Source organism: Arthrobacter sp. AOP36-C1-22 (assembly GCF_052377515.1).
Classification (GTDB): domain Bacteria; phylum Actinomycetota; class Actinomycetes; order Actinomycetales; family Micrococcaceae; genus Arthrobacter_H.
Genome location: NZ_JBQSWW010000006.1, coordinates 69,323 through 88,685, shown reverse-complemented (window position 1 = coordinate 88,685; position 19,363 = coordinate 69,323). Strand labels below are relative to the sequence as shown.

Annotated in this window: 21 protein-coding genes and 1 pseudogene; 10 read left to right on the top strand and 12 right to left on the bottom strand. The window is 64.6% G+C overall.

Annotated elements, in window-relative coordinates:
• The first annotated feature begins 3 nt into the window (after positions 1-3).
• Positions 4-333 carry a DUF1905 domain-containing protein gene (locus ACT3S6_RS05335; protein ID WP_444554100.1) on the top strand — a complete coding sequence of 110 codons (330 nt, stop codon included), beginning with the start codon at positions 4-6 and terminating at the stop codon, positions 331-333.
• An 86-nt stretch (positions 334-419) separates the two neighbouring features.
• Here the strand turns inward: ACT3S6_RS05335 and ACT3S6_RS05330 are convergent, their stop codons facing one another.
• Both ACT3S6_RS05330 and ACT3S6_RS05325 read right to left on the bottom strand, forming a co-directional pair.
• A complete protein-coding gene (locus ACT3S6_RS05330) occupies positions 420-995 on the bottom strand; it encodes a Dps family protein (RefSeq protein ID WP_443383091.1) in 576 nt (191 codons plus the stop codon).
• Positions 996-1,042: 47 nt separating this feature from the next.
• Complete coding sequence (locus ACT3S6_RS05325) at positions 1,043-1,597, bottom strand: type 1 glutamine amidotransferase domain-containing protein (RefSeq protein ID WP_443383093.1); 555 nt, start codon at positions 1,595-1,597, stop codon at positions 1,043-1,045.
• Between the two features lie 299 nt (positions 1,598-1,896).
• Between ACT3S6_RS05325 and ACT3S6_RS05320 the strand changes: the two genes are divergently transcribed.
• The 5 genes and pseudogenes from ACT3S6_RS05320 to ACT3S6_RS05300 all read left to right on the top strand — a co-directional run.
• Positions 1,897-2,538, top strand: a complete 642-nt coding sequence (locus ACT3S6_RS05320) for an ABC transporter permease (protein WP_444554099.1) — start codon at positions 1,897-1,899, stop codon at positions 2,536-2,538.
• A gap of 1 nt (position 2,539) precedes the next feature.
• On the top strand, positions 2,540-3,847 hold the full coding sequence (locus tag ACT3S6_RS05315; protein WP_443383225.1) for an ABC transporter ATP-binding protein: 1,308 nt from the start codon (positions 2,540-2,542) through the stop codon (positions 3,845-3,847).
• Positions 3,848-3,918: 71 nt separating this feature from the next.
• Positions 3,919-4,635 (top strand): ABC transporter permease, encoded by a 717-nt coding sequence (locus tag ACT3S6_RS05310; RefSeq protein ID WP_443383228.1) that lies wholly within the window; start codon positions 3,919-3,921, stop codon positions 4,633-4,635.
• A 2-nt stretch (positions 4,636-4,637) separates the two neighbouring features.
• Positions 4,638-5,669, top strand: a complete 1,032-nt coding sequence (locus ACT3S6_RS05305; protein WP_444554098.1) for a glycine betaine ABC transporter substrate-binding protein — start codon at positions 4,638-4,640, stop codon at positions 5,667-5,669.
• Between the two features lie 117 nt (positions 5,670-5,786).
• Positions 5,787-6,569: pseudogene (locus ACT3S6_RS05300) on the top strand (SDR family NAD(P)-dependent oxidoreductase); the annotation flags it as partial.
• 270 nt (positions 6,570-6,839) lie between these two features.
• On the opposite strand, the gene ACT3S6_RS05295 reads toward ACT3S6_RS05300, so the two are convergent.
• The 4 genes from ACT3S6_RS05295 to argE form a co-directional block, all read right to left on the bottom strand.
• Complete coding sequence (locus ACT3S6_RS05295) at positions 6,840-7,697, bottom strand: hypothetical protein (protein WP_444554097.1); 858 nt, start codon at positions 7,695-7,697, stop codon at positions 6,840-6,842.
• Complete coding sequence (locus tag ACT3S6_RS05290; protein WP_443383106.1) at positions 7,675-8,667, bottom strand: type IV toxin-antitoxin system AbiEi family antitoxin; 993 nt, start codon at positions 8,665-8,667, stop codon at positions 7,675-7,677. The genes ACT3S6_RS05295 and ACT3S6_RS05290 overlap by 23 nt, the downstream gene beginning before the upstream one ends.
• A gap of 398 nt (positions 8,668-9,065) precedes the next feature.
• The gene (locus tag ACT3S6_RS05285) at positions 9,066-10,388 is read right to left on the bottom strand and encodes an MFS transporter (RefSeq protein WP_444554096.1); all 1,323 of its coding nucleotides are present in this window, start codon (positions 10,386-10,388) and stop codon (positions 9,066-9,068) included.
• Positions 10,385-11,563, bottom strand: coding sequence for an acetylornithine deacetylase (argE, locus tag ACT3S6_RS05280; protein WP_444554095.1), 1,179 nt, complete (start codon positions 11,561-11,563; stop codon positions 10,385-10,387). Before argE ends, ACT3S6_RS05285 begins: the two co-directional genes overlap by 4 nt.
• Positions 11,564-11,730: 167 nt before the next feature.
• Between argE and ACT3S6_RS05275 the strand changes: the two genes are divergently transcribed.
• Positions 11,731-12,024, top strand: coding sequence for an antibiotic biosynthesis monooxygenase family protein (locus tag ACT3S6_RS05275; protein WP_086996071.1), 294 nt, complete (start codon positions 11,731-11,733; stop codon positions 12,022-12,024).
• A gap of 113 nt (positions 12,025-12,137) precedes the next feature.
• Here ACT3S6_RS05275 and ACT3S6_RS05270 read toward each other — a convergent pair whose 3' ends face one another.
• Both ACT3S6_RS05270 and ACT3S6_RS05265 read right to left on the bottom strand, forming a co-directional pair.
• Positions 12,138-12,614, bottom strand: coding sequence for a hemerythrin domain-containing protein (locus ACT3S6_RS05270; protein WP_444554094.1), 477 nt, complete (start codon positions 12,612-12,614; stop codon positions 12,138-12,140).
• Positions 12,611-13,090: a carboxymuconolactone decarboxylase family protein gene (locus tag ACT3S6_RS05265; protein ID WP_444554093.1), complete on the bottom strand. Its 480-nt coding sequence runs from the start codon at positions 13,088-13,090 to the stop codon at positions 12,611-12,613. Before ACT3S6_RS05265 ends, ACT3S6_RS05270 begins: the two co-directional genes overlap by 4 nt.
• A gap of 166 nt (positions 13,091-13,256) precedes the next feature.
• On the opposite strand from ACT3S6_RS05265, the gene ACT3S6_RS05260 reads away from it, so the two are divergent.
• The gene (locus tag ACT3S6_RS05260; RefSeq protein ID WP_443383119.1) at positions 13,257-13,928 is read left to right on the top strand and encodes a FadR/GntR family transcriptional regulator; all 672 of its coding nucleotides are present in this window, start codon (positions 13,257-13,259) and stop codon (positions 13,926-13,928) included.
• A 22-nt stretch (positions 13,929-13,950) separates the two neighbouring features.
• On the opposite strand, the gene ACT3S6_RS05255 is transcribed toward ACT3S6_RS05260, so the two are convergent.
• The 4 genes from ACT3S6_RS05255 to ACT3S6_RS05240 are packed head-to-tail and all read right to left on the bottom strand — an operon-like array spanning position 13,951 to position 17,483.
• The gene (locus ACT3S6_RS05255) at positions 13,951-14,835 is read right to left on the bottom strand and encodes an amidohydrolase family protein (RefSeq protein WP_443383122.1); all 885 of its coding nucleotides are present in this window, start codon (positions 14,833-14,835) and stop codon (positions 13,951-13,953) included.
• Positions 14,832-15,821, bottom strand: coding sequence for an aldo/keto reductase (locus tag ACT3S6_RS05250; RefSeq protein ID WP_443383124.1), 990 nt, complete (start codon positions 15,819-15,821; stop codon positions 14,832-14,834). Before ACT3S6_RS05250 ends, ACT3S6_RS05255 begins: the two co-directional genes overlap by 4 nt.
• Positions 15,818-16,132 carry an L-rhamnose mutarotase gene (locus ACT3S6_RS05245; RefSeq protein WP_443383127.1) on the bottom strand — a complete coding sequence of 105 codons (315 nt, stop codon included), beginning with the start codon at positions 16,130-16,132 and terminating at the stop codon, positions 15,818-15,820. The genes ACT3S6_RS05250 and ACT3S6_RS05245 overlap by 4 nt, the downstream gene beginning before the upstream one ends.
• Positions 16,125-17,483, bottom strand: a complete 1,359-nt coding sequence (locus ACT3S6_RS05240; RefSeq protein WP_444554092.1) for an L-fuconate dehydratase — start codon at positions 17,481-17,483, stop codon at positions 16,125-16,127. Before ACT3S6_RS05240 ends, ACT3S6_RS05245 begins: the two co-directional genes overlap by 8 nt.
• Before the next feature lie 190 nt (positions 17,484-17,673).
• Between ACT3S6_RS05240 and ACT3S6_RS05235 the strand changes: the two genes are divergently transcribed.
• Both ACT3S6_RS05235 and ACT3S6_RS05230 read left to right on the top strand, forming a co-directional pair.
• Positions 17,674-18,558, top strand: a complete 885-nt coding sequence (locus ACT3S6_RS05235) for a fumarylacetoacetate hydrolase family protein (RefSeq protein WP_444554091.1) — start codon at positions 17,674-17,676, stop codon at positions 18,556-18,558.
• Positions 18,555-19,301, top strand: coding sequence for an SDR family NAD(P)-dependent oxidoreductase (locus ACT3S6_RS05230; RefSeq protein ID WP_443383134.1), 747 nt, complete (start codon positions 18,555-18,557; stop codon positions 19,299-19,301). The genes ACT3S6_RS05235 and ACT3S6_RS05230 overlap by 4 nt, the downstream gene beginning before the upstream one ends.
• Positions 19,302-19,363: the final 62 nt, after the last annotated feature.

Here is a 19,363-nt window from a genome sequence, read left to right as displayed (position 1 = left end):
GGCATGATGGCGATCCCCCGGGAAACACCGGTGAACGACGACGGCTTGCTGGAGGTTGGCGGCGTGGTCTTCTATTGGCGCGGGCCGGCACCCTTCTATTATCTGCGGGTCCCCGAGGAGGCGGCAGCCTACATCCATGACGTCGCCTCCCAGGTCACCTATGGGTGGGGGATGATCCCGGTGGCCGCGAAAATCGGTTCCACCCGCTTCACCACGGCTCTATTTCCGAAGGACGGTGGCTATCTGGTTCCGCTGAAGACGGCGGTCCGGCAGGCGGAGGGGATCGACCTCGACGAGGAGGTCACCGTGGAGCTCGAGCTCGGGGGGACCTGAAGGCCCGGGCACGGAAACGGGCCGTGGGCGATGAACCCACGACCCGCCGCCGTTCCTTAGGCAACCGGTGAAAACCGGCACCGACGCTACTTCTTCGAGGATCCCTTGGCCTTGGCGGCAGCACCCTTCTCGGTGCGGGCCCCGGCGTCGGCCAGATCGCCGTCGCTGTTCTCCACGTGGGAGCGCAGGAACCACTGGAAGAGTTCGAGTTCGCCGACCTGACCGATCAACAGGTCTTCGGTGATGGGGTCCAACGCCCCGACGATCCCGATGGCCTTGCGGTGGCTCTCGATGATCCCGGTGTAGACGACGTCCAGGGCAGCCAGGTGCGCGGTGGTTCCGGCGCGGCCGATCTCGTAGTCATTCCAGGGACGGGCCGCGACGAGGGCCCCGGGGAGCCCGTTGGGGGAGACCCCGAGGGTGGCCATGCGCTCGGCGAGGGTGTCGATCATGCCGCGAACGGTGTCGATCTGCGGGTCGAGCATCTCGTGGACGCCGATGAAATCGCGGCCGACGACGTTCCAGTGGGCATGTTTGAGGGTCAGCTGCAGGTCGTTCAGCGCGTGGAGGCGCATCTGCAGGGTCTCGCCGACCTGGTGGCCGTCCTTGAGGCTCAGGCCCGGGACGGTGTAGGTGGCGTTCTTCTTGTTCTTCGTAGCCATGGTTCTGCTTCCTTCCATTGACGGGTACTGCGGGCTCCTCGGCGGACTCAGGCCGCCAGCTCGTTCTCGATCGCTGCGGTGAACGCATCCAGATCCCCGGGGTTCCGGGAGGTGATCAGGGTCCAGCCTTCCGCCGGGCAGCGGAAGACCTCCTGGTCCTTCCAGGTGCCGCCGGAGTTTTCGACATCCGTTCTGATCGAGAGATACGAGGTGAGCGTCTTGCCGCGGGTCAGACCGGTCTCCACCAACAGCCACGGACCGTGGCAGATCGAGGCGACGGGGCGGGACGCTGCGGCGAAGGACTTCGCGAGGCGTTGGGCCTCGTCATCCAGACGCAGGGCGTCGGCATTGAGCGTGCCACCGGGCAACAGCAGCAGGTCGTAGTCGGCAGCCTCCACGTCCGCGAGGGTGGCATCGACCGGAACCCGGTCTCCGGGTTCCCAATCACTGACGAGGGTTTCGATCTCGCCGGGTTTCGGCGCGGCGACGGTGACCTCTGCTCCGGCGGCGCGCAGCCGCTGCAGCGGAACCGTGAGCTCGTCCTGCTCGACGCCGCGGTTCGAGACCGCGACGAGGATCTTCCTGCCGTTCAGGTTGGCCATGATTGATGCTCCTTTCGAAGGGGAGTCACTGGGTCCAACCCTTCCACTGCTCCGGTGCGCTGGCAAGGTGGAATATCCTGCCTTGGCGTCAGGCTGGATCCGCGGGCTTTGCGCGGGGATTCCGTGGCGCGAAGGGAGCTTGGGACTGCCGCTTTGCGGTGACGAGCCGGTAACAGAAGACGGTTTTATGCCGAAATGGCCCCCCGATCGGAAATACGTGGCTACGGTGGGACTGGATGACGCAGCCCTTCGGGCCGCGTCGAAAGTCTTACCGGAGCCAGTGTGAAGAGGGTCTGAACATGTGGGAATTCGTCGGCGATAGATACCGCCAAATACTCTTTGACTCCTGGCAGCACTTCAGCCTGGTCGTCCAATGCCTGATCCTCGCGACGGTCATCGCCATCGTCCTGGCGGCCCTGGTCTACCGGAGCAAGGCAGCCAGCGGGGCAGCCAACAGCATTTCCGCCATCGGCCTGACCATCCCGTCGTTCGCGCTGATCGGCCTGCTCATCGCCCCCATGGGCTTCGGTGTCGCCCCCGCCGTCGTGGTCGTGACGTTCTTCGCCGCCTTGCCGATCCTGCGCAACTCGGTGGTTGGCCTGGCCGGCATCCCGCCGTCCGTCGTCGAGTCGGCCCGCGGCATCGGCATGAGCCGCTTCCGCACCCTGGCCACGGTGGAGATCCCCATGGCGTGGCCCGTCATCCTGGCCGGCGTGCGCGTCTCGGCGCAGATGGTCATGGGGATCGCCGCCATCGCCGCCTACTCCCTGGGTCCCGGCCTGGGCGGGTTCATTTTTTCCGGTCTGTCCCGGCTCGGGGGCGCCAACGCGCTCGAGTCGGTCGTCGTCGGCGTCGTCGGCGTCATCCTGTTGGCCCTCATCCTCGACCTGCTGCTTGTCGGCATTGGTCGGCTCACCACACCGCGAGGTATCCGTGTCTGATTTGAAACCAACCACCCAAGGCTCCGAGAACGGCGTCACGGGCGCCGCCATCCTGCTCGAGGAAGTCACCAAGCGCTATCCCGGCCAGGCCACACCGGCCGTGGGCGGGCTGACCCTGGAGATCCCCGCCGGGTCGATCGTCATGTTCGTCGGCCCATCGGGCTGTGGCAAGACCACGACCCTGAAGATGATCAACCGGCTCATCGAACCCACCGGCGGCGGCATCGTCATCAACGACCAGGACGTCACCGCGATGGACGGGGACAAGCTCCGTCGGCAGATCGGCTACGTCATCCAGGCCGGCGGCCTCTTCCCGCATATGACGGTGGCGACCAACATCGGCCTGGTGCCCAAGATGCTCGGCTGGACCAAGCAGCGCATCGCCGACCGCGTGGATGAACTGCTCGAACTCGTCTCCCTGGACCCCGATACCTACCGCGACCGCTACCCGAAGGAACTTTCCGGCGGGCAGCAGCAGCGCATCGGGGTGGCTCGCGCCCTGGCCGCCGACCCGCCCATCCTGCTGATGGACGAGCCCTTCGGCGCCGTGGACCCGATCACCCGTCAGCGGCTGCAGGACGAACTGATCAACATCCAGTCCGAACTCCAGAAGACCATCGTCTGCGTCACCCACGACTTCGACGAGGCCGTGAAGCTCGGTGACTGGATCGCCGTGTTCGACGAGGGGGCGCATCTGGTGCAGTACGACTCCCCGGAGCGCATCCTGGCCAACCCGGCCAACGAATTCGTGGAGAACTTCATCGGTTCCGGCGCCGGGCTCAAGCAGCTCACGCTCAACCGCGTGGAGGACGTGAAATTGGAGGAAGCGGTCACCGCGGTCGCCGGTGACACGGTCTCCGATGTCCTCTCGCGCCTGCAGGGGGAGGGGAAGAAGAACGTGGTGGTGCTCGATTCACGCGAACGCCCCGCGCAATGGCTGTCCCGACGCGAGCTGAGCCGCATGGACGTCATCACCGACCAGATCGATCCCGACCTCGCGGTGGTTTCGGACCGTTCGACCCTCAATGACGCCCTGGACGTCATGCTGGTCAACAGCGTCAGTGCCGCGTTGGTGGTCGGCAGACGCGATGTCTTCCGTGGCCTGGTCACCGTGGACACGGTCATGGAGTCCATCCATGCGGCCCAGGAAGCGGCCAGGGACGATGCCGCTTCCCCGGTGGGCCTGAACAGCGGCGCCATCCCGACAGCATCTGTGGATGCAGCGGTCGCGGCGTCCGGGCGGAGCAACGCGTCGCGGACTGATGACGATGAAGCACCCGGCGAGCCGCAGGATGGTGGCCAACCATGAGCTCCCTCGAGACCACCACGGGCGCGGACGCCGGCGCCGTCGGCGAGGCGTCCCGGGCGGTGGATGGAGGCATGGCCAAGGCGCTCTGGTGGCAGCTGGCCGGCATTGCCATCGCCTTCCTGCTGCTCATCGGTTGGCTGGGACTGAGCGATTTGAGCGCGACGGAAAAAGCGACCCTCGATCCCGGCGAACTGTGGGGGTACACCCTCGAGCACCTCAAGCTCACCATCGTGGCGGCCGTCATCGTGCTGGTCATCGCCCTCCCGCTGGGCGTGCTGCTCACCCGGGGGCCGCTGCGCAAATTTAGCGGCCCGGTGATGGCCGTGGCCAACATCGGCCAGGCGGCACCGGCCATCGGTCTGGTCGTGTTGCTGGCCTTTTGGTTGGGTTTCGGCTTCAACGCTGCAGTGGTCTCGCTGGTCGCCTATGCGATCCTTCCCGTCCTGCGCAACACGATGGTTGGACTCAGCCAGGTCGACGAGCGGCTCATCGAGGCAGGACGCGGCATGGGCATGAGCTCCAGTGCCGTGCTGTTCAAGGTGGAACTGCCGTTGGCCGTACCGGTGATGCTTGCGGGCATCCGCACCGCACTGGTCCTGCTGGTGGGGACCGCGACGCTGGCTGCCTTCATCAACGGTGGCGGACTGGGAATCCTGATCGTCACCGGTGTCAACCTCAACCTCAGCACCGTGCTGGTGGCCGGCTCGCTGCTGGTGGCCCTGCTGGCGCTGGTCATTGACTGGCTGGGACGGCTCGTCGAGCATGTTGCCCGCCCGAAGGGACTCTAGAAATGGCTGTTCATTTCCCCGCCCGGGGCCCGCGGCGCCCCGCGGCCAGACGGCGCGTCCATGCGGCCGCCGCCGCCCTTGCCGTGGGTTCCCTGCTGGCCGGTTGCGGGCTGCAGCCGGCTGCGTCCTATGTCCCCAAGGCCGATCCGGGGATCATCGAACCTGCCGAGGGGTTGCCCGACGATGCCTCGCTGGTGGTGACCGCGAAGAACTACACCGAGGCGCTGACGCTGGGCAAGATGGCCGTGCTGGCCGCCACCGCGGCGGGGTTCAAGGTCACCGACCTGTCCAATGTCCCGGGCAGCCAGCCCTTCCGTGATCTGTTGGTCTCCGGCAAGGCCGACATGGGCTGGGACTACACCGGCACCGGATGGATCATCTACATGGGCCACGAGGAGGGCATCCCCGATAAGGAGAAGCAGTGGCAGGCCGTCCATGACGAGGACCTGGGCAACGGCCTGACCTGGGGCCGGCCCTCGCCCGAGAACAACACCTATTCCTTTGCGGTGCGCAAGGACGCGGTGAAAGACCTAGGCGGGATCAGCAAGATGTCCCAGATTGCCAAGCTGCCGGTGAAGGACCGCACGTTCTGCGTGGAGTCCGAGTTCAATTCGCGGTCCGATGGCTTCAATCCCTGGCTGAAGGACTACGGGATGAAGCGTGGGGACGCGAAAGGGGTGCCCGATGACAACATCGGCATCTACGACACCGGTGCCGTCTACTCGGCCACCGCCAACGGCGACTGCAACTTTGGCGAGGTCTTCACGACCGATGGGCGGATCGATGCGTTGGACCTGGTGGTCCTGGAGGACGACCGCAAGTTCTTCCCGGCCTACAACCTCGCCCCGGTCATCAGTACAGAGACCCTCGAGGAATACCCGCAGCTGGCAGATGTCTTCGCGGAGGTCTCCTCCCGGCTCGATGACGAGGTCATGCGTGGCCTGAACCTCAAGGTCGACGTCAACGGCGAGGAACCTGCCGATGTCGCCTACGACTGGATGGTCTCGGAAGGACTGATCACCGAACCTCAGTAGCCCTGTTCTGGCCGCCGGGCAAGCTCGGCAGCGACCGGGGGATGAGGACTAGGGTGGGTGGACCAAACTCTCGAGGGCAAGGAGCGAACCATGGGTCGGATCTAGGACAAGGTAGCAGTCATCACCGGAGGAGCCAGCGGCATCGGGCTGGCGGCAGCGAAGTTGTTCGCCGCCGAAGGAGCCAAGGTCGTCATCGGGGACCTGAAGCCAGAACAGGCCGAGGCCGCGGCTGCGGAGATCACCGCCGACGGCGGTACTGCCATCGGGGTGGCGGTCGACGCGATGGACGAGGCCTCGCTGACCGGGCTGGTCGACACCGCAGTCTCGACGTTCGGGGCCCTGCACATCATGTGCAACCACGTCGGGGGCAGCAACCCAAAGAAGGACCTGGACCTGCTGCGCCTGGACATGGATGAATTCGACCGGACGATGAAGCTGAACGTGCGCAGCACCGTGGTCGGTTCGCGGGCCGCCCTTCCGCATATCATTGCCGCAGGAGGCGGGTCGATCATCAACACCGCGTCCGTCGGAGGGCTCTCCGGGGACTTCCTGCAGGTCTCCTACGGCACGGCGAAGGCCGCGGTGATCCGGCTGACCGAATACATGGCCACGCAGTACGGGGCACAGAACGTACGCTGCAACTCCATTGCCCCGGGCGCCATCATGACCCCCGCGCTGCGAGACAACCTGCCCCAGGAGGCCATTGAGTCCATCCGCGGACATAATGCCCTGCCCTACATCGGTGCCGCGGAGGACATCGCCCAGGCGATGCTGTACCTGGCCTCCGAGGAGTCCCGCTACGTCACCGGGCAGTGCCTAGTGGTCGACGGCGGCATGTCCAGCCACTCATCGATCGCCGAGGACCGCCGCTCGCTGCTGCCCGACACCCCGGGGCAGTAGCTCTGTTCGTGACTTCCTCGGCCGGTGACGTCGACTTTGTGTCCTGGCCCGAAGGCCGGACATGCGGCTCCCAGCGAATCGAAAGTTCACTAAGTCGAGGTCGTGGAGACTGAGCATGAATAAGGCAAGGTCGTTCCGTCTCGTTGGCGCCTCCGGACTCTTCGCTTGCGGAAAGCTCGGCGCACACCGGCAGTTCATCTGACGAGCTCAGGCTGATCGCGATGTGGTAGATAGTCCCGAGCCAACCGCGCCGTCGGGTGAAGGTCGACCTCAGCGGCTCTCCAGTGGTCCCTGAAGGCCATGCAATCCTGCTGTCAGAGCTTCGGTGAATGAAGCCCTCTGGGTATCACTTTTGACCGGCCACCCGGGGATTTCTGCTTGGCCAAAGTTTCGGGCGAAGAGCTCGAGTGGTGAGCAAGACCACGTGTCGTCGAGTTCTGCCGCACGCTCGGTGCCTAGATGTTCGCGTACGTCTAGACCCAGAAGGTGAATGGCAGCTCGGTCGGCTTCCAGATCATAGGCGAGGAGTACGTCCCGTCCTTGCTTGCTTTCGTAGAGGCGGTCTTGGATTGCTGCGGATTTTTGATACCAAAAGGCCGGAACTGATAAATCGGAGACATCTTTGGTCTCGTGTGATGGTGCACGATCAGTCCATGCCTTCATTTTGAGTGCCGTGTAGCCCGCGGGGTGTGGAACACTAACGGTTGCTCCACAGGGCAAAGTCAGAGGAGTTGCTTGTTCAATGACTTCTCTAAACCCGAAGACGGCCACGCTTTCTTTGCGGGGTGAAGGGGGTGAACTGCCTGTTGGATTCTCGATGTCTCCGAAAGGCATGAGATCCACCGGAAGTGAACGGATATAGTACCGAATTCCGGTATCGCCTGTAGGTTCGAGGCGAGATACCAGATCGTCGAATGCATCCCAGGACGCCAGTGTCAGTGCCACATCGATATCGCTGGTACTGCGTAGAGCGAAGGTGTGCTTGTGTGCGCTGTGCAGAATGTCGCGGCTAACAGCACCAATCAGCATTATATCTGCGGGATTGATGTTGCTGATATTGAGAATTTCTTCAACGACCGTGTTAGGCAGGTCGAAGAGGCGTCGATCAGTGCACGATAGATCGAACATCTTGCTCCAATAGCCTTGCCACTTCTCGTTGCCGCGGCTCTCGTGATGCGAGGAGGTCGGCATATGTCAGGAGGAGGGGTGTTTGCCGTGGAGCCAAGTCCGTGGGGTTCTCCCAAAATGCTCGTCGGATGTATATGTTGGGAGAGCGACCGGCCTTCCACCGATGCCTGATAGCTACAGTAGGGTCAAACTTCGGCGTGTAAAGAACCAACGTTGTTGGTTTTATCCAACGTGTCACAGCCGATTCGCCGCCGAGAAGTAGTTCGTCATCTCCGGGTGATGTGCCAAAATTCGAAATCTCACCTTCCAATTGGGCGAGGCTCAGTTTTGTTCCTAATCCAGTGGAGTAAGCCGCCAGCCACATATCTAATAGTTCGTCGCCGTGGGTGAGCGCGGAGCCTACAACGTAGCCGCTATTTTCGAGTTCTTTGATCGTTGCTTGTGCGGTTCCGGTGGAAACGCCTGCTGCGCGGGCGATTCTGCGCACGGGTTGTTGAATTAGCGTGGGCCAGCATAGGAGAGCAAAGACGACTTGTGCGCGCCGTGGTGACAACAGGTTGATTGGTGCAACCGCGTCCGTGCGTGGCGAAAAGCTTGATTCGCTGGGTTGTCGTCCTCGGATATCGAGGTGAACACCGGGGAAATCAAAATAGGCATTTCCGGAGGCGTCGAGGTACTGAATACCAAGGTTGCGAAAGGCTGAGGCGCTTCGTTCATTCATGTACTCGGCAAGCACGGTGACGTCGCGGCTATCCTTGGAAATTGGGGTGCGTAGTTGGTAGTACTCCGTTAGCGTGCCGGTCGCTAGATAGACGAGTTGGGTTTCTGTGGACCCCCTGGCGTGAGAGATGTCAGCGTTCAATACCTCGCCGGGCAGCAGTTCTTTCGTTGGCTTATTGGGAGAAATCTGGACGCCGTACTCGTGAAGCTGCTCGAGAACATGTTCGATCAGACTCTGATCGGGCCTCATTCTTTACCTCCTGCGTTCAAGATTGTTTGATGTTCAGTATACTTGAACAGAGCTTGAACTTGAACAACCTGAGGGATCTCACCAGGGATTGGTGTCGCAATTGGGGGCAAGTGTGGCGCTCTATCCCGGCCTGCGGGCGACCTGCCAAGACGAAGGGGCTGGACATAGGGGAGGCAATCTGTTCCGGGATGCCGCCTCATGGGCCGATGGTGGACAGAGCAGAAAAGTGGGTGCGAGAGAATCCCGGACGATGACTGGGCTGAGCGAGCTAGTATCCGCAACTTCTCGCCGCTCTTCCGGGCTTATCCGGTGAGTAGTGGCGGCTTATCGAAAATTCGTACTGTGACTGACGGATGGTCGGGCGACCGAATGTGCGAAATCGCAGCGAAACGAAGGGACTATGCCTTCCCGAAGACCCGGCGCGCAGCCACCAGCCCGGCCAAGGAGATCAGGCCGATCGCGATGTAGTAGAAACTCGGCGCCAATAATGAACCGGTGGTGCTGATCAACCAGGCCAGGATCAGCGGGGCGAAGCCGCCGAACAAGGTGACCCCGACGTTATAGGAGATGGACATCCCGGTGGTCCTGATGTTCGTGGGGAACATCTGGGCCAGCAGGGCCGGCAACGGACCGAAGTAGGCGGCCATCAGGATGCCCAGGACCACCTGGACGGCCGTGAGCACCGCGACGCCGGGGGCGGCGACCAGGATCAGGAACAGCGGGAACGCGACCAGCACGGCCAGCACCGCCGCGAAGAGCATGACCTTCACGCAACCGATCCGGTCGGCCAGCTTGCCCGCCAGCGGGGCCCCGATGAGGGTGACGATCCCCGAGATGATCCCGCCCAGATAGCCGGCGTAGGAGGGCAGGTCCAGGTTCTGGACCGCATAGGTGGGCATGAACAGGATCAGGTAGACCGACACGCTGGCCAGACCCACGATGGACGCCGAGGTGACCCAGCGTGGTGCCGCGCCGAGCAGGGTGGCGGCCAGCGGTGATTTGGTCAGGTTCCCGCGGGCCGCCTCGAAGTCGGGGGTCTCATCCATCTTCAACCGGATGTAGAGTCCGACCGGGCCGATCAGCAGCCCGAAGAAGAACGGGATCCGCCACCCCCAGGAATACAGGGCGTCGTGGTCCATGAAGGTGAACAGGGTGAATCCGAAGGCGGAGGCCAGGAACATCGAAACACCCTGGGTCGCCACCTGCCAACTACCGTAGAACGCTTTTTTATCCGGGGCGTTCTCGATCAGGAATGCGGTGGCGGTCCCGAATTCGCCGCCCGCGGAGAATCCCTGGATGAGTCGGGACAGCAGGATCACCAACGCCGCCGCCGGGCCGATCATCTCGGTGGTGGGGGCGCAGGCCATGATCAGGGTGCCGAGCATCATCAGCATGATCGTCAGGGTCAGTGCGCCCTTGCGCCCGTGTCGATCGGCGTAGGAGCCCAGCACTATGGCGCCCAAGGGGCGGATCAGGTAGGACACGGCGAAGGCGCCGAAGGTCAACAGGATCCCGGTGGTCTGTCCTCCCGCCTCGCCCGCCGGTTCGAAGAACAGGGCGGAGATGACGACGGCGAAGGAGGAGTAGACGATGATGTCGAACCACTCGAGGGCGTTGCCGATGGAGGAGGCGATGACGGCGCGGCGGGCCCGGGAACGGTCCGCCTCGGTGATGGTGTGTGGCGCGGCCGAGGTGCCTGGCCCGGCGCTCGGCCCGCTCATGCCCGGTCCTGCCCGAGCTCGGTGATGAGCGTATCGATGAATGCCTCGCAGGCGGCGAGTTGTTCCAGCTCGACGTATTCGTTGGCGGCGTGGGCCACGGCGATCTCCCCGGGCCCGCACACCACCGTCTCGATTCCTGCGCCATGGAACAGCCCGGCTTCGGTGCCGTAGGTGACCTTCTCATCGGTCGGATGCCCACCGCAGTCACGGGCCAGGGCCACAATATCGGCGTCGGGGCCGATCTCCAGGCCGGGACCCTGTGCCTTGACCACCAGCTCGATCCCGGCTTTTTCGTTTTCGGCTTTCATCGCCGGTTCCAGGGTGTCGAAGAGGAACTCACGGATCCTTGCCACCACCGGGGCGGTGTCCACGGTTCCCAAGGCACGGAACTCGAACTCGATCTCGCAGGAGTCGGGGACCGTGTTGCCGGCAATGCCCCCGGAAATCAGGTTGACCCCGCCGGTGGTGAAGGCCACCGGGTAGGCCGTATCGAAGGGGCCCTCGCGGCGCCATTCCTCGGTGAGCTGCCGGTAGAACTCGATGAAGCGGCCCGCATGATGGATGGCGTTGGAGCCCTGCGGGGTCAGCGAGGAGTGCGCCGCGACGCCACGGAAGGTGACGGTGAACAGGTTGATCGATTTATGCCCGCGGACCACCCACATTCCCGAGGGTTCACCGACGATGCAGGAGGCGGGTTTGATGCCGTGCTCGGCGAATTGGCCGATCATCCGTTGGGCACCGAGCAGTCCGACTTCCTCGTCGTAGGAGAAGGCCAGATGCACCGGTCGGGCCAGCGGGGCGGCGGCGATCGCCTCCACCCGGGACATGATGACCGCCAGATAGCCCTTCATGTCGGCGGTGCCACGCCCGTAGAGCCGGCCGTCGCGTTCGGTGACGGTGAAGGGGTCGCTGTCCCAGTCCTGTCCTTCCACCGGGACGACGTCGGTATGACCAGAGAGGACCACCCCGCCCTCGGTGGAGCCGTCCTTCGCCGGGAAGGTGGCAAAGAGGTTCACCTTGCGCACCCCGTCCTGTTGGTCGTGGGGCAACAGCAGGGGCTCCACGCCGTGCCGGCGCAGTTCCGCGGCCACGCAGTCGATCAGCTCGAGGTTCGAGCGATGGGAGGTCGTATCGAAAGCTACCAGGCGTGTGAGCCAGTCCACAGGTGAAGTCATGACCCGCACTGTACACCCGGGTATGGAGGGGCTTCAGGGAATGTTGAGTCGGGTTAACCCGCAGGTTCGGCCCCCCGAATGAGAGGCCTCTCACGGCCGCCGCAGACACTGTGGGGGTAGCGTGGGAGGGTAGCGGTCCGGACGCCCCGGGCCTGGAAGGAGCACCCGTGTCCATCGTCGTCATCAACGCCCTGAAGGTCCCGGTCGAGGCCGGTTCGGAACTCGAGAAGCGTTTTGCCGCCCGCAAGCATTCGGTCGACGGTTCACCGGGGTTCGAGGGCTTCCAGCTGTTGCGCCCCGTGGCCGGCGACGACCGGTATTTCGTCTACACGCAGTGGGCCACCCGCGAGGACTTCGAGAACTGGCGTGACCAGCGCCCGGGCCATGACCATTCCAAGGGTGCCCCGGTGGCCACGGGCATGGAACTGCTCGAGTTCGAGGTCGTTGACCTCAGCGACTGATCCGGCCGGCGGTTCTGCCGCCCAGATCACCCCAGTGCGACGGCGGTGCCTGCGTGGCACCGCCGTCGCACTGTGTCTCCGGCCACCGGCCTACGAGCGGGTGGCCTGCCGGTTTAACTGGCCGCGCGGTGGCAGACCCACCCTTCGGGCATGGTCCCGGAGGCGATGAATTCCTGCAGCTGGGCGTGGGCCTGCTCCTCCAAGGCGGTATCGGCCTGGGGGTAGATGATCGGCTCCTCCTTGGAGTTGTGCCGGTCCAGCAGCGAGAGCAGTTCCTGGCAGGTGGAGACCAGTTCGGCGGGTGCGGCCCCGCCGTCGTGGGCTGCCTGCACGGTGTCCATCAGCTGCCAGAGTTCTCCGTGCTCTCGTTCCATGACCATGATCGGCATCATCAACCCGGCCTCACGCAGGGGCGGGAAGAGGAAGACCTCCTCCAGATAGATATGTCGACGCAGGGCCGCCAGTGCCCGCAACAGGGCCGCGTCGTCGTAGGACCCTGTCGTGGCCCCGGCGGTGAAGGCCTCGATGCCGCCGTCGATCTCGCGGTGCTCGCGTTCGAGTGCGTCGGACAGGATGCCGGCGGTGCTCATGATGCCGGGCCCGGGGTGGGTGCAGCGACCTCCGGCAGCGCCTGGCGGGTGCTGATGGCCATCCGGTTCCAGGTGTTAATCGCGCAGATGGCCATGATCAACGTGACGGTGTCCTGGTCCGTGAATTCGTTGCCGACCCGTTCCCACGTCTGATCAGAGACACCGGCCTGACTGATCAGGGTCATCTCCTCGGTCAGTGCGAGTGCCGCCTCCTCGCGGTCCGAATACAGGCCGGAGGCTTCATGCCATCCGGCGAGGACGTCGAGGCGGCGGGCCTCCACCCCGGCGGCGCGGGCTTCGCGGCCGTGCATTTCCAGACAGTAGGCGCAGCCGTTGATCTGGGAGGCCCGGATCTTCACCAGGGCCAGCAGATCTTCTCCGAGGTTGCCACCATGGATGTACTTCTCCAACGCGAACATCGGCTGGTAGGCGGCCGCATCGATGCCGTGGATGTCTAGACGTTGAGCTGCGGGCATTTCACGTGGTCCTTTTGACTGGAACGGTGCCGGCGGGAATCCGTCGTCGATTCCACTGTCCCGCCGCTCCCGGGGGTTGTCAATCGGTCGCTGACTGGCCGTGGGGACAGTCCATCCGGGGCGGTTGACCGGCAAAGGTCCGATGATTGACCGTAGGATGGTGGCCATGGCTGTGACTGATGAGGCGATCGACAAGATCAAGGGCATGTTGCTGCGCGAGGAGCTCAAGGCGGGGGACCGGCTTCCCCCGGAGAAGGAGCTGGCCGAACGGCTCGGACTTTCGCGCAATTCACTGCGAGAAGCGGTCAAGGCCCTGGAACTGATTCGGGTGCTGGACGTCCGCCGCGGTGACGGAACCTACGTGACGTCGCTGGATGCGAACCTGCTCAACGGGGCGGTGGCCTTCATCGTGGAGCTGCACCAGGACCGGTCGGTGCTCGAACTCTTCGAAGTCCGGCGCATCCTCGAACCGGCCAGCGGCTTCATGGCCGCCTCGAGGATGTCGGCCGAGGAACTTCAAGCCCTGCGCGCCACGATGGAGGGGATCGACGAGACCACCGGCATCGAGGAACTCGTGGCCCACGACCTGGATTTCCACCGCATCATCGGCCAGGCCGCCGGCAACGAATACCTGGGCAGTCTGGTCGAGGCGCTCTCTGGAAGCACCGTACGGGCGAGGATCTGGCGGGGGCTGACCCAGGACCACGCGGTGGCGCGCACCCTGGCCGAACACCAGGCCATTGCCGATGCCCTGGAGCGCGGCGATGCCGAACTCACCCGGGCCTTGCTGACCGTGCACGTCAGCGGTGTGGAAGCCTGGTTGCGCGAGGCGATGTAGCCGGTTTCCGGTCGGTCCGCAGTTAGTGGTCGTCGCCCAGTTGGTAGACCCGGGCCGCGGTCCCGTGCAGCACGGCCTCCTGCTCGGAGTCGGAGAGCGTGGAGATCAGCTCGAACAGCGGGCCAGCGGTCTCACCGTAGGAACCACCCAGCCGGCTGATGGGCCAATCGCCCCCGAACATGAGCCGCTCCGGTCCGAAGGCCTCCAATGCCTCATCCCACACCTGGCGGAGGGCATCCGCCGTATAGGGCAGTCCCGGGATGAACAGCCCGGAGATCTTCGCGACCGTCCGGGGAAGTTCCGCCAGGGCCCTGAAGTCCCGCTGCCAGCTCGGCATCGCCTGCTCGTCCGAACGCGGCGGCTTGCCCAGATGGTCCAGGACCACCGTCAGGGGGTCGAGATCGCGGGCCAGCTGCACGGTCTGGTCCAGGTGGCCCGGAAAGGCGTCGGGAACGTCGAAGGCCAGCCCGGAAGCAGCGACGGCTTCCAGGGATTCGCGCACTGCAGGAAGTTCGAGGAAATCGGGGCGCGGGTCGTCGTGGACCAGATGGCGGATGCCCTTGAACTTCGTCTCGGCCCCCAGGAGGTCCAGGGCGGCGCGGGCGCCGGTGGGGTCATCGAGCCGGATCCACCCGACGACGCCGAGCACCCAGGGGCTCTCCTGCGCCACGGCGAGCATGGCCGCCGTATCGGCGGCGGTGTCGTCGGCCTGGACCAGCACGGCGTTCTCGACGCCTCCGCCCGCGAGGGCGTCGTGGGCCTCCCGGGCCCCGTGGCTGCGGTGGAGGATGCCGTGCTGGGGGCCCAACCAGGCGTAGGCCTTCGGCGCATCGCCACCGCCGGCCGCGGTGTCGGCGTCGTCGAGCTCCCACAGGTGCAGGTGCGCGTCGATAATGGGCCGGCTCATGAGAGGAGTCCGCGCTCCGTCAGGGCCTCCCAGAGTGCCTCGGGGATGTCCTGCCCCATCCGCTCAGCGTTGGAGACCATTTGGGACGAGGAGCTGGCCCCGACCGTCACGTTCACCACGGCGGGGTGGCGCAGGCTGAATTGCAGGGCAGCCTTCGGTAGTTCGACCCCGAAGTCCTGGCAGATCGAAGCCAACTCCCGGGCCCGTTGCACCATTTCGCGTGGGGCTTGTTCATAGTTGTAGTGGGCATCATCGCTGACCTCGGCCCGCGCTAGTAGCCCGGAGTTGTAGACCCCCACATTCACCAGACCGGTGCCGCGTTCGAGGCAGCGCTCCAGCAGCGGCCCGTCGGGCTGCTCCAGCAGGGTGTAGCGTCCGGCCAGCATGACCAGATCCAGATCGGAGGCTTCAACGCATTCCAGCGCCGCCTGCGCGGAATTCGTGCCGACCCCGATGGCCCGGATGAGTCCCTCGGCGCGCAGCTGCTCCAAGGCAGGAAGACCCTGGTCGATGCCTGCCTGGAGGTCATGGACATCGGGATCGTGCAGATAGGCGATGTCCACGCGGTCCAGACCGAGTCGTTCCAGGGACTCCTCGAGGCTGCGGCGGATCCCCGCCTCGGAGAAGTCCCAGACACGGCGGCTGGTGGCGGGCACGTCGAAGCCCTCGTCGTCACGGGCTCCGGCGTTGGAACCACCGGGCAACGCGTCCGGGTTGGGGGCCAGCAGCCGTCCCACCTTCGTGGAGATGACGAACTGATCCCGTGGCTTGGTGGCCAGCACGGCCCCCAGACGGCGCTCGGACAGACCGAGGCCGTAGTGCGGGGCCGTATCGAAGTACCTGACGCCCGAGTCCCAGGCGGCTTCCACGATGGCGGTTGCCTGGTCGTCGGGCATCGCCTTGTACAGGTTGCCGATGCCCGCGGCACCGAAACCCAGTCGACCCAGTTCGGGCGCACCGCCGGCTCCGGGTGCGACGGTGCTCATGGCAGCGCCCACACCAGCGGAATGCCGGAGTCGTCGCCCGAGTAGTCGTCTTCGACGGCCAGCATTTCGGCCATCCGGGCCTGCCAGGGGACATTGGCTGGATGGTCGGCGATCGCATGGCGCATGGCCTGGTAATCGTCCACGTCCAGGACGTGGAAGAGGTCCAGACCGCTGCGCCAGATGCGCCAGTTGCGGACTCCGGCCTCCTTCAGGGCGGCGACCAGTTCGGCGGGGATCCCCGCGTGGGCGTCGGCGTAGTCCTGCTCGGCGCCGGGCTTGAGCTGGGTGTGCAGGGCAATGGTTTCAGGCATCGGTGGCTCCTGGTTCGGGGAAAGATCCACTTCCGGATGATGCGGAAACCGGCTGTCCGGTCCAGACGGGTCCATCGGGGAAACTGTAGTCGGCCAGGGACTTCTGCAACATCTCCGTTCCCGCGCCGGGGGTCGACGGTGGCCAGTAGTTCCCGCCGTGGACGTCCACGGGGGTGATGAAGTGCTCGTGCAGGTGGTCGACGAATTCGATCATCCGGCCTTCCAGCTCACCGGAAACGGCCACGAAGTCGAACATGGACAGATGTTGGACCGCTTCGCAGAGCCCCACGCCGCCGGCGTGCGGGCAGACGCGGACCCCGAATTTGGCGGCCAGCAGCAGGATCGCGACGTTTTCGTTCACCCCGGCCACCCGGGCGGCGTCGATCTGCAGGACCTGCAGGGACCCTGCCTGCAGCATCTGCTTGAAGACCACGCGGTTCTGGACATGTTCGCCGGTGGCCACCGGGATCGGTGCAACGCCGCGGGCGATGGCGGCATGACCCAGGATGTCGTCGGGGCTGGTGGGCTCCTCGATCCAGGCGATGCCGTAGGGGGCCAAATGTGACATCCAGTCGATGGCGTCGGCGACGTCCCACCGCTGGTTGGCGTCCACGGCGACCCCGATGTCCGGCCCCACGGCCTCGCGGGCAATGCGCACGCGGCGGATGTCGTCGTCCAACGAGGCCCCGACTTTGAGCTTGATCTGTTTGAACCCCTCGGCGACGGCTTCCTTGGACAACCGGGCCAGTTTCTCGTCGCTGTAGCCCAGCCATCCCGGGGTCGTCGTGTAGCCCGGGTAGCCCCCGGCCAGCAGCTCGGCACGGCGCGTGGCCTTGCCGGGTTCTGCACGCCGGAGGATCTCGAATGCTTCCTCGGGGGTCAGCGCATCGCTGAGGTAGCGGAAGTCCACCAGGGCCACGAGTTCCTCGGGGCTCATGGAGGCCAACAGATCCCAGAGCGGCATCCCGGCCCGTTTGGCCTTCAGGTCCCAGAAGGCGTTCACGACGGCACCGATGGCCATATGCATCACGCCCTTTTCGGGGCCGAGCCACCGGAGCTGTGAATCGTTGTTGAGCATCTTCCAGGTGGTGCCCATGTCACCGAGCAGTTCCTCGACATTCGAACCCATGACGTGGTCGGCCAGTGCCTTGATGGCGGCGGTTTCGATTTCGTTGCCGCGGCCGATGGTGAACACGAAACCATGGCCCTCGAAACCGTCGCCCGCATCGGTGCCGATCGTCAAATACGCGGCCGAGTAGTCCGGGTCCGGGTTCATGGCATCCGAACCGTCGAGTTCCAGCGAAGTGGGGAAGCGGATGTCATAGACATCCACCGAGGTGATGACGCTCATGGTGCTCCTAGTTTCGCGGTGTCCCTGGAAATTTCCCTGATGGAGAACCGGGCAACACCGCACTCTGGCGATTCTGACTCTGCGCTCAACCCAAACATCCGATCTTTCTCTTGTCAATAAGTCTCTTTTGTGAGGTTTAGCAGATAATATAGATGAAGAGTTCGGATGTTAGAGCTGTGACGGAGGAAAAATGAACGTGAAATTTGCGCGTCTAGGCGCCCCCGGCGAAGAACAGCCGGTGGTCATTGCCCAGGAAGCCGACGGCGAGGAGAAATACTTCGATGTGTCGTCACTGACCAACGATATCGACGGAAGGTTCTTGGCCGGCGGCGGTGTGGCCCGCACCCGTGAAGCCCTGGAGTCGGGAAGCCTGCCGGAGATCGGGTTGGAAGGGGTCCGCGTCGGCTCACCGATTGCCCGGCCGGGATCCGTGGTCTGCATCGGCATGAACTATGTCGCCCATGCGGCGGAGTCCGGTGCGGAGCCGCCGACGATCCCCGTGGTCTTCCTCAAGCCCTCCAACACCGTCTGCGGACCCTATGACGCCGCGCCCATTCCTCCGTCGGCCCAGAAGTACGACTGGGAGGTGGAGCTGGGGATCGTCATCGGCCAGGAAGCAACCTATCTTTCCGGCGTCGAAGAAGCAGCTGCGTGCATTGCCGGTTTCGTTCAGGCCAACGACCTGTCCGAACGCGAATACCAGATCCCCGGTGCCGCCGGGCAGTGGACCAAGGGCAAGTCCCTGCCAGCATCCACGCCGCTGGGCCCGTGGATGGTTCCCGCCGATCAGCTCGACGGCGAAAAGCTCCGTTTGCGCTCCTGGGTCAATGGCGAACCGCGGCAGGACTCCAGCACGGAGGATCTCATCTTTGATCTGGCCACCGTGGTGCACCACGTCAGCCAATACATGCTCCTGGAACCGGGCGATGTCCTGTTGACCGGCACCCCGCAGGGAGTCGCCTTGTCCGGACGCTTCCCCTACATCCAGCCCGGTGACGTCATCGAGCTCGAAATCGAAGGACTCGGCCGGCAGCGCCAGGAGTTCTACCGCGCAACAGCTAAGGAAGCAGTATGAACAACGAATTCGAGAACCTCGTCGCCATCGTCACCGGCGGTGCCTCAGGTATTGGGGCCGCCGTCGCCGATCGTCTGGTCGCCGGTGGAGCGCAGGTGGCCGTGCTGGATCTGAACCCCGCAGGCAGCGAGTACTTCGGCGTCGAATGCAATGTCGCCGATGATGAGTCAGTGCGCTCCGCCGTCGACGCCGTCGTAGCCAAGTTCGGTCGCTTGGATATCGTGGTCAACAATGCCGGGATCGGTGCCCAGGGTGATATCGCTGCCAATGACGACGCCGAATGGGCTCGCGTGTTGAACATCAACGTGATCGGTATCGCTCGGGTCAGTCGCGCCGCGCTTCCGCATCTGCGCCAGTCGGACTCGGCGGCCATCGTGAACACCTGTTCCATCGCCGCCACGGCCGGGCTGCCGCAGCGTGCGCTGTATTCTGCGTCGAAGGGCGCCGTGCTCTCCTTGACGCTGGCCATGGCTGCCGACCACATCCGCGAAGGCATCCGAGTGAACTGCGTCAACCCCGGAACGGTGGATACCCCCTGGATCGGACGCCTGCTGGACTCCGCCGAAGACCCCGCAGCCGAGCGGGCCTCCCTCAACGCCCGTCAGCCGCACGGACGTCTGGTTGCCGCATCGGAAGTTGCCGGTGCCGTGGCCTACCTCGCGAGCCCACTCTCCGGCTCCGTGGCCGGAACCTCCATGGCCGTCGATGGCGGGATGCAGGGGCTGCGCCTCCGCCAGGAGTAGTACGGTCGACCCCGAACGATCTGGACGCCAGCGGACCATCGGTCCGCTGGCGTCACTTCTTT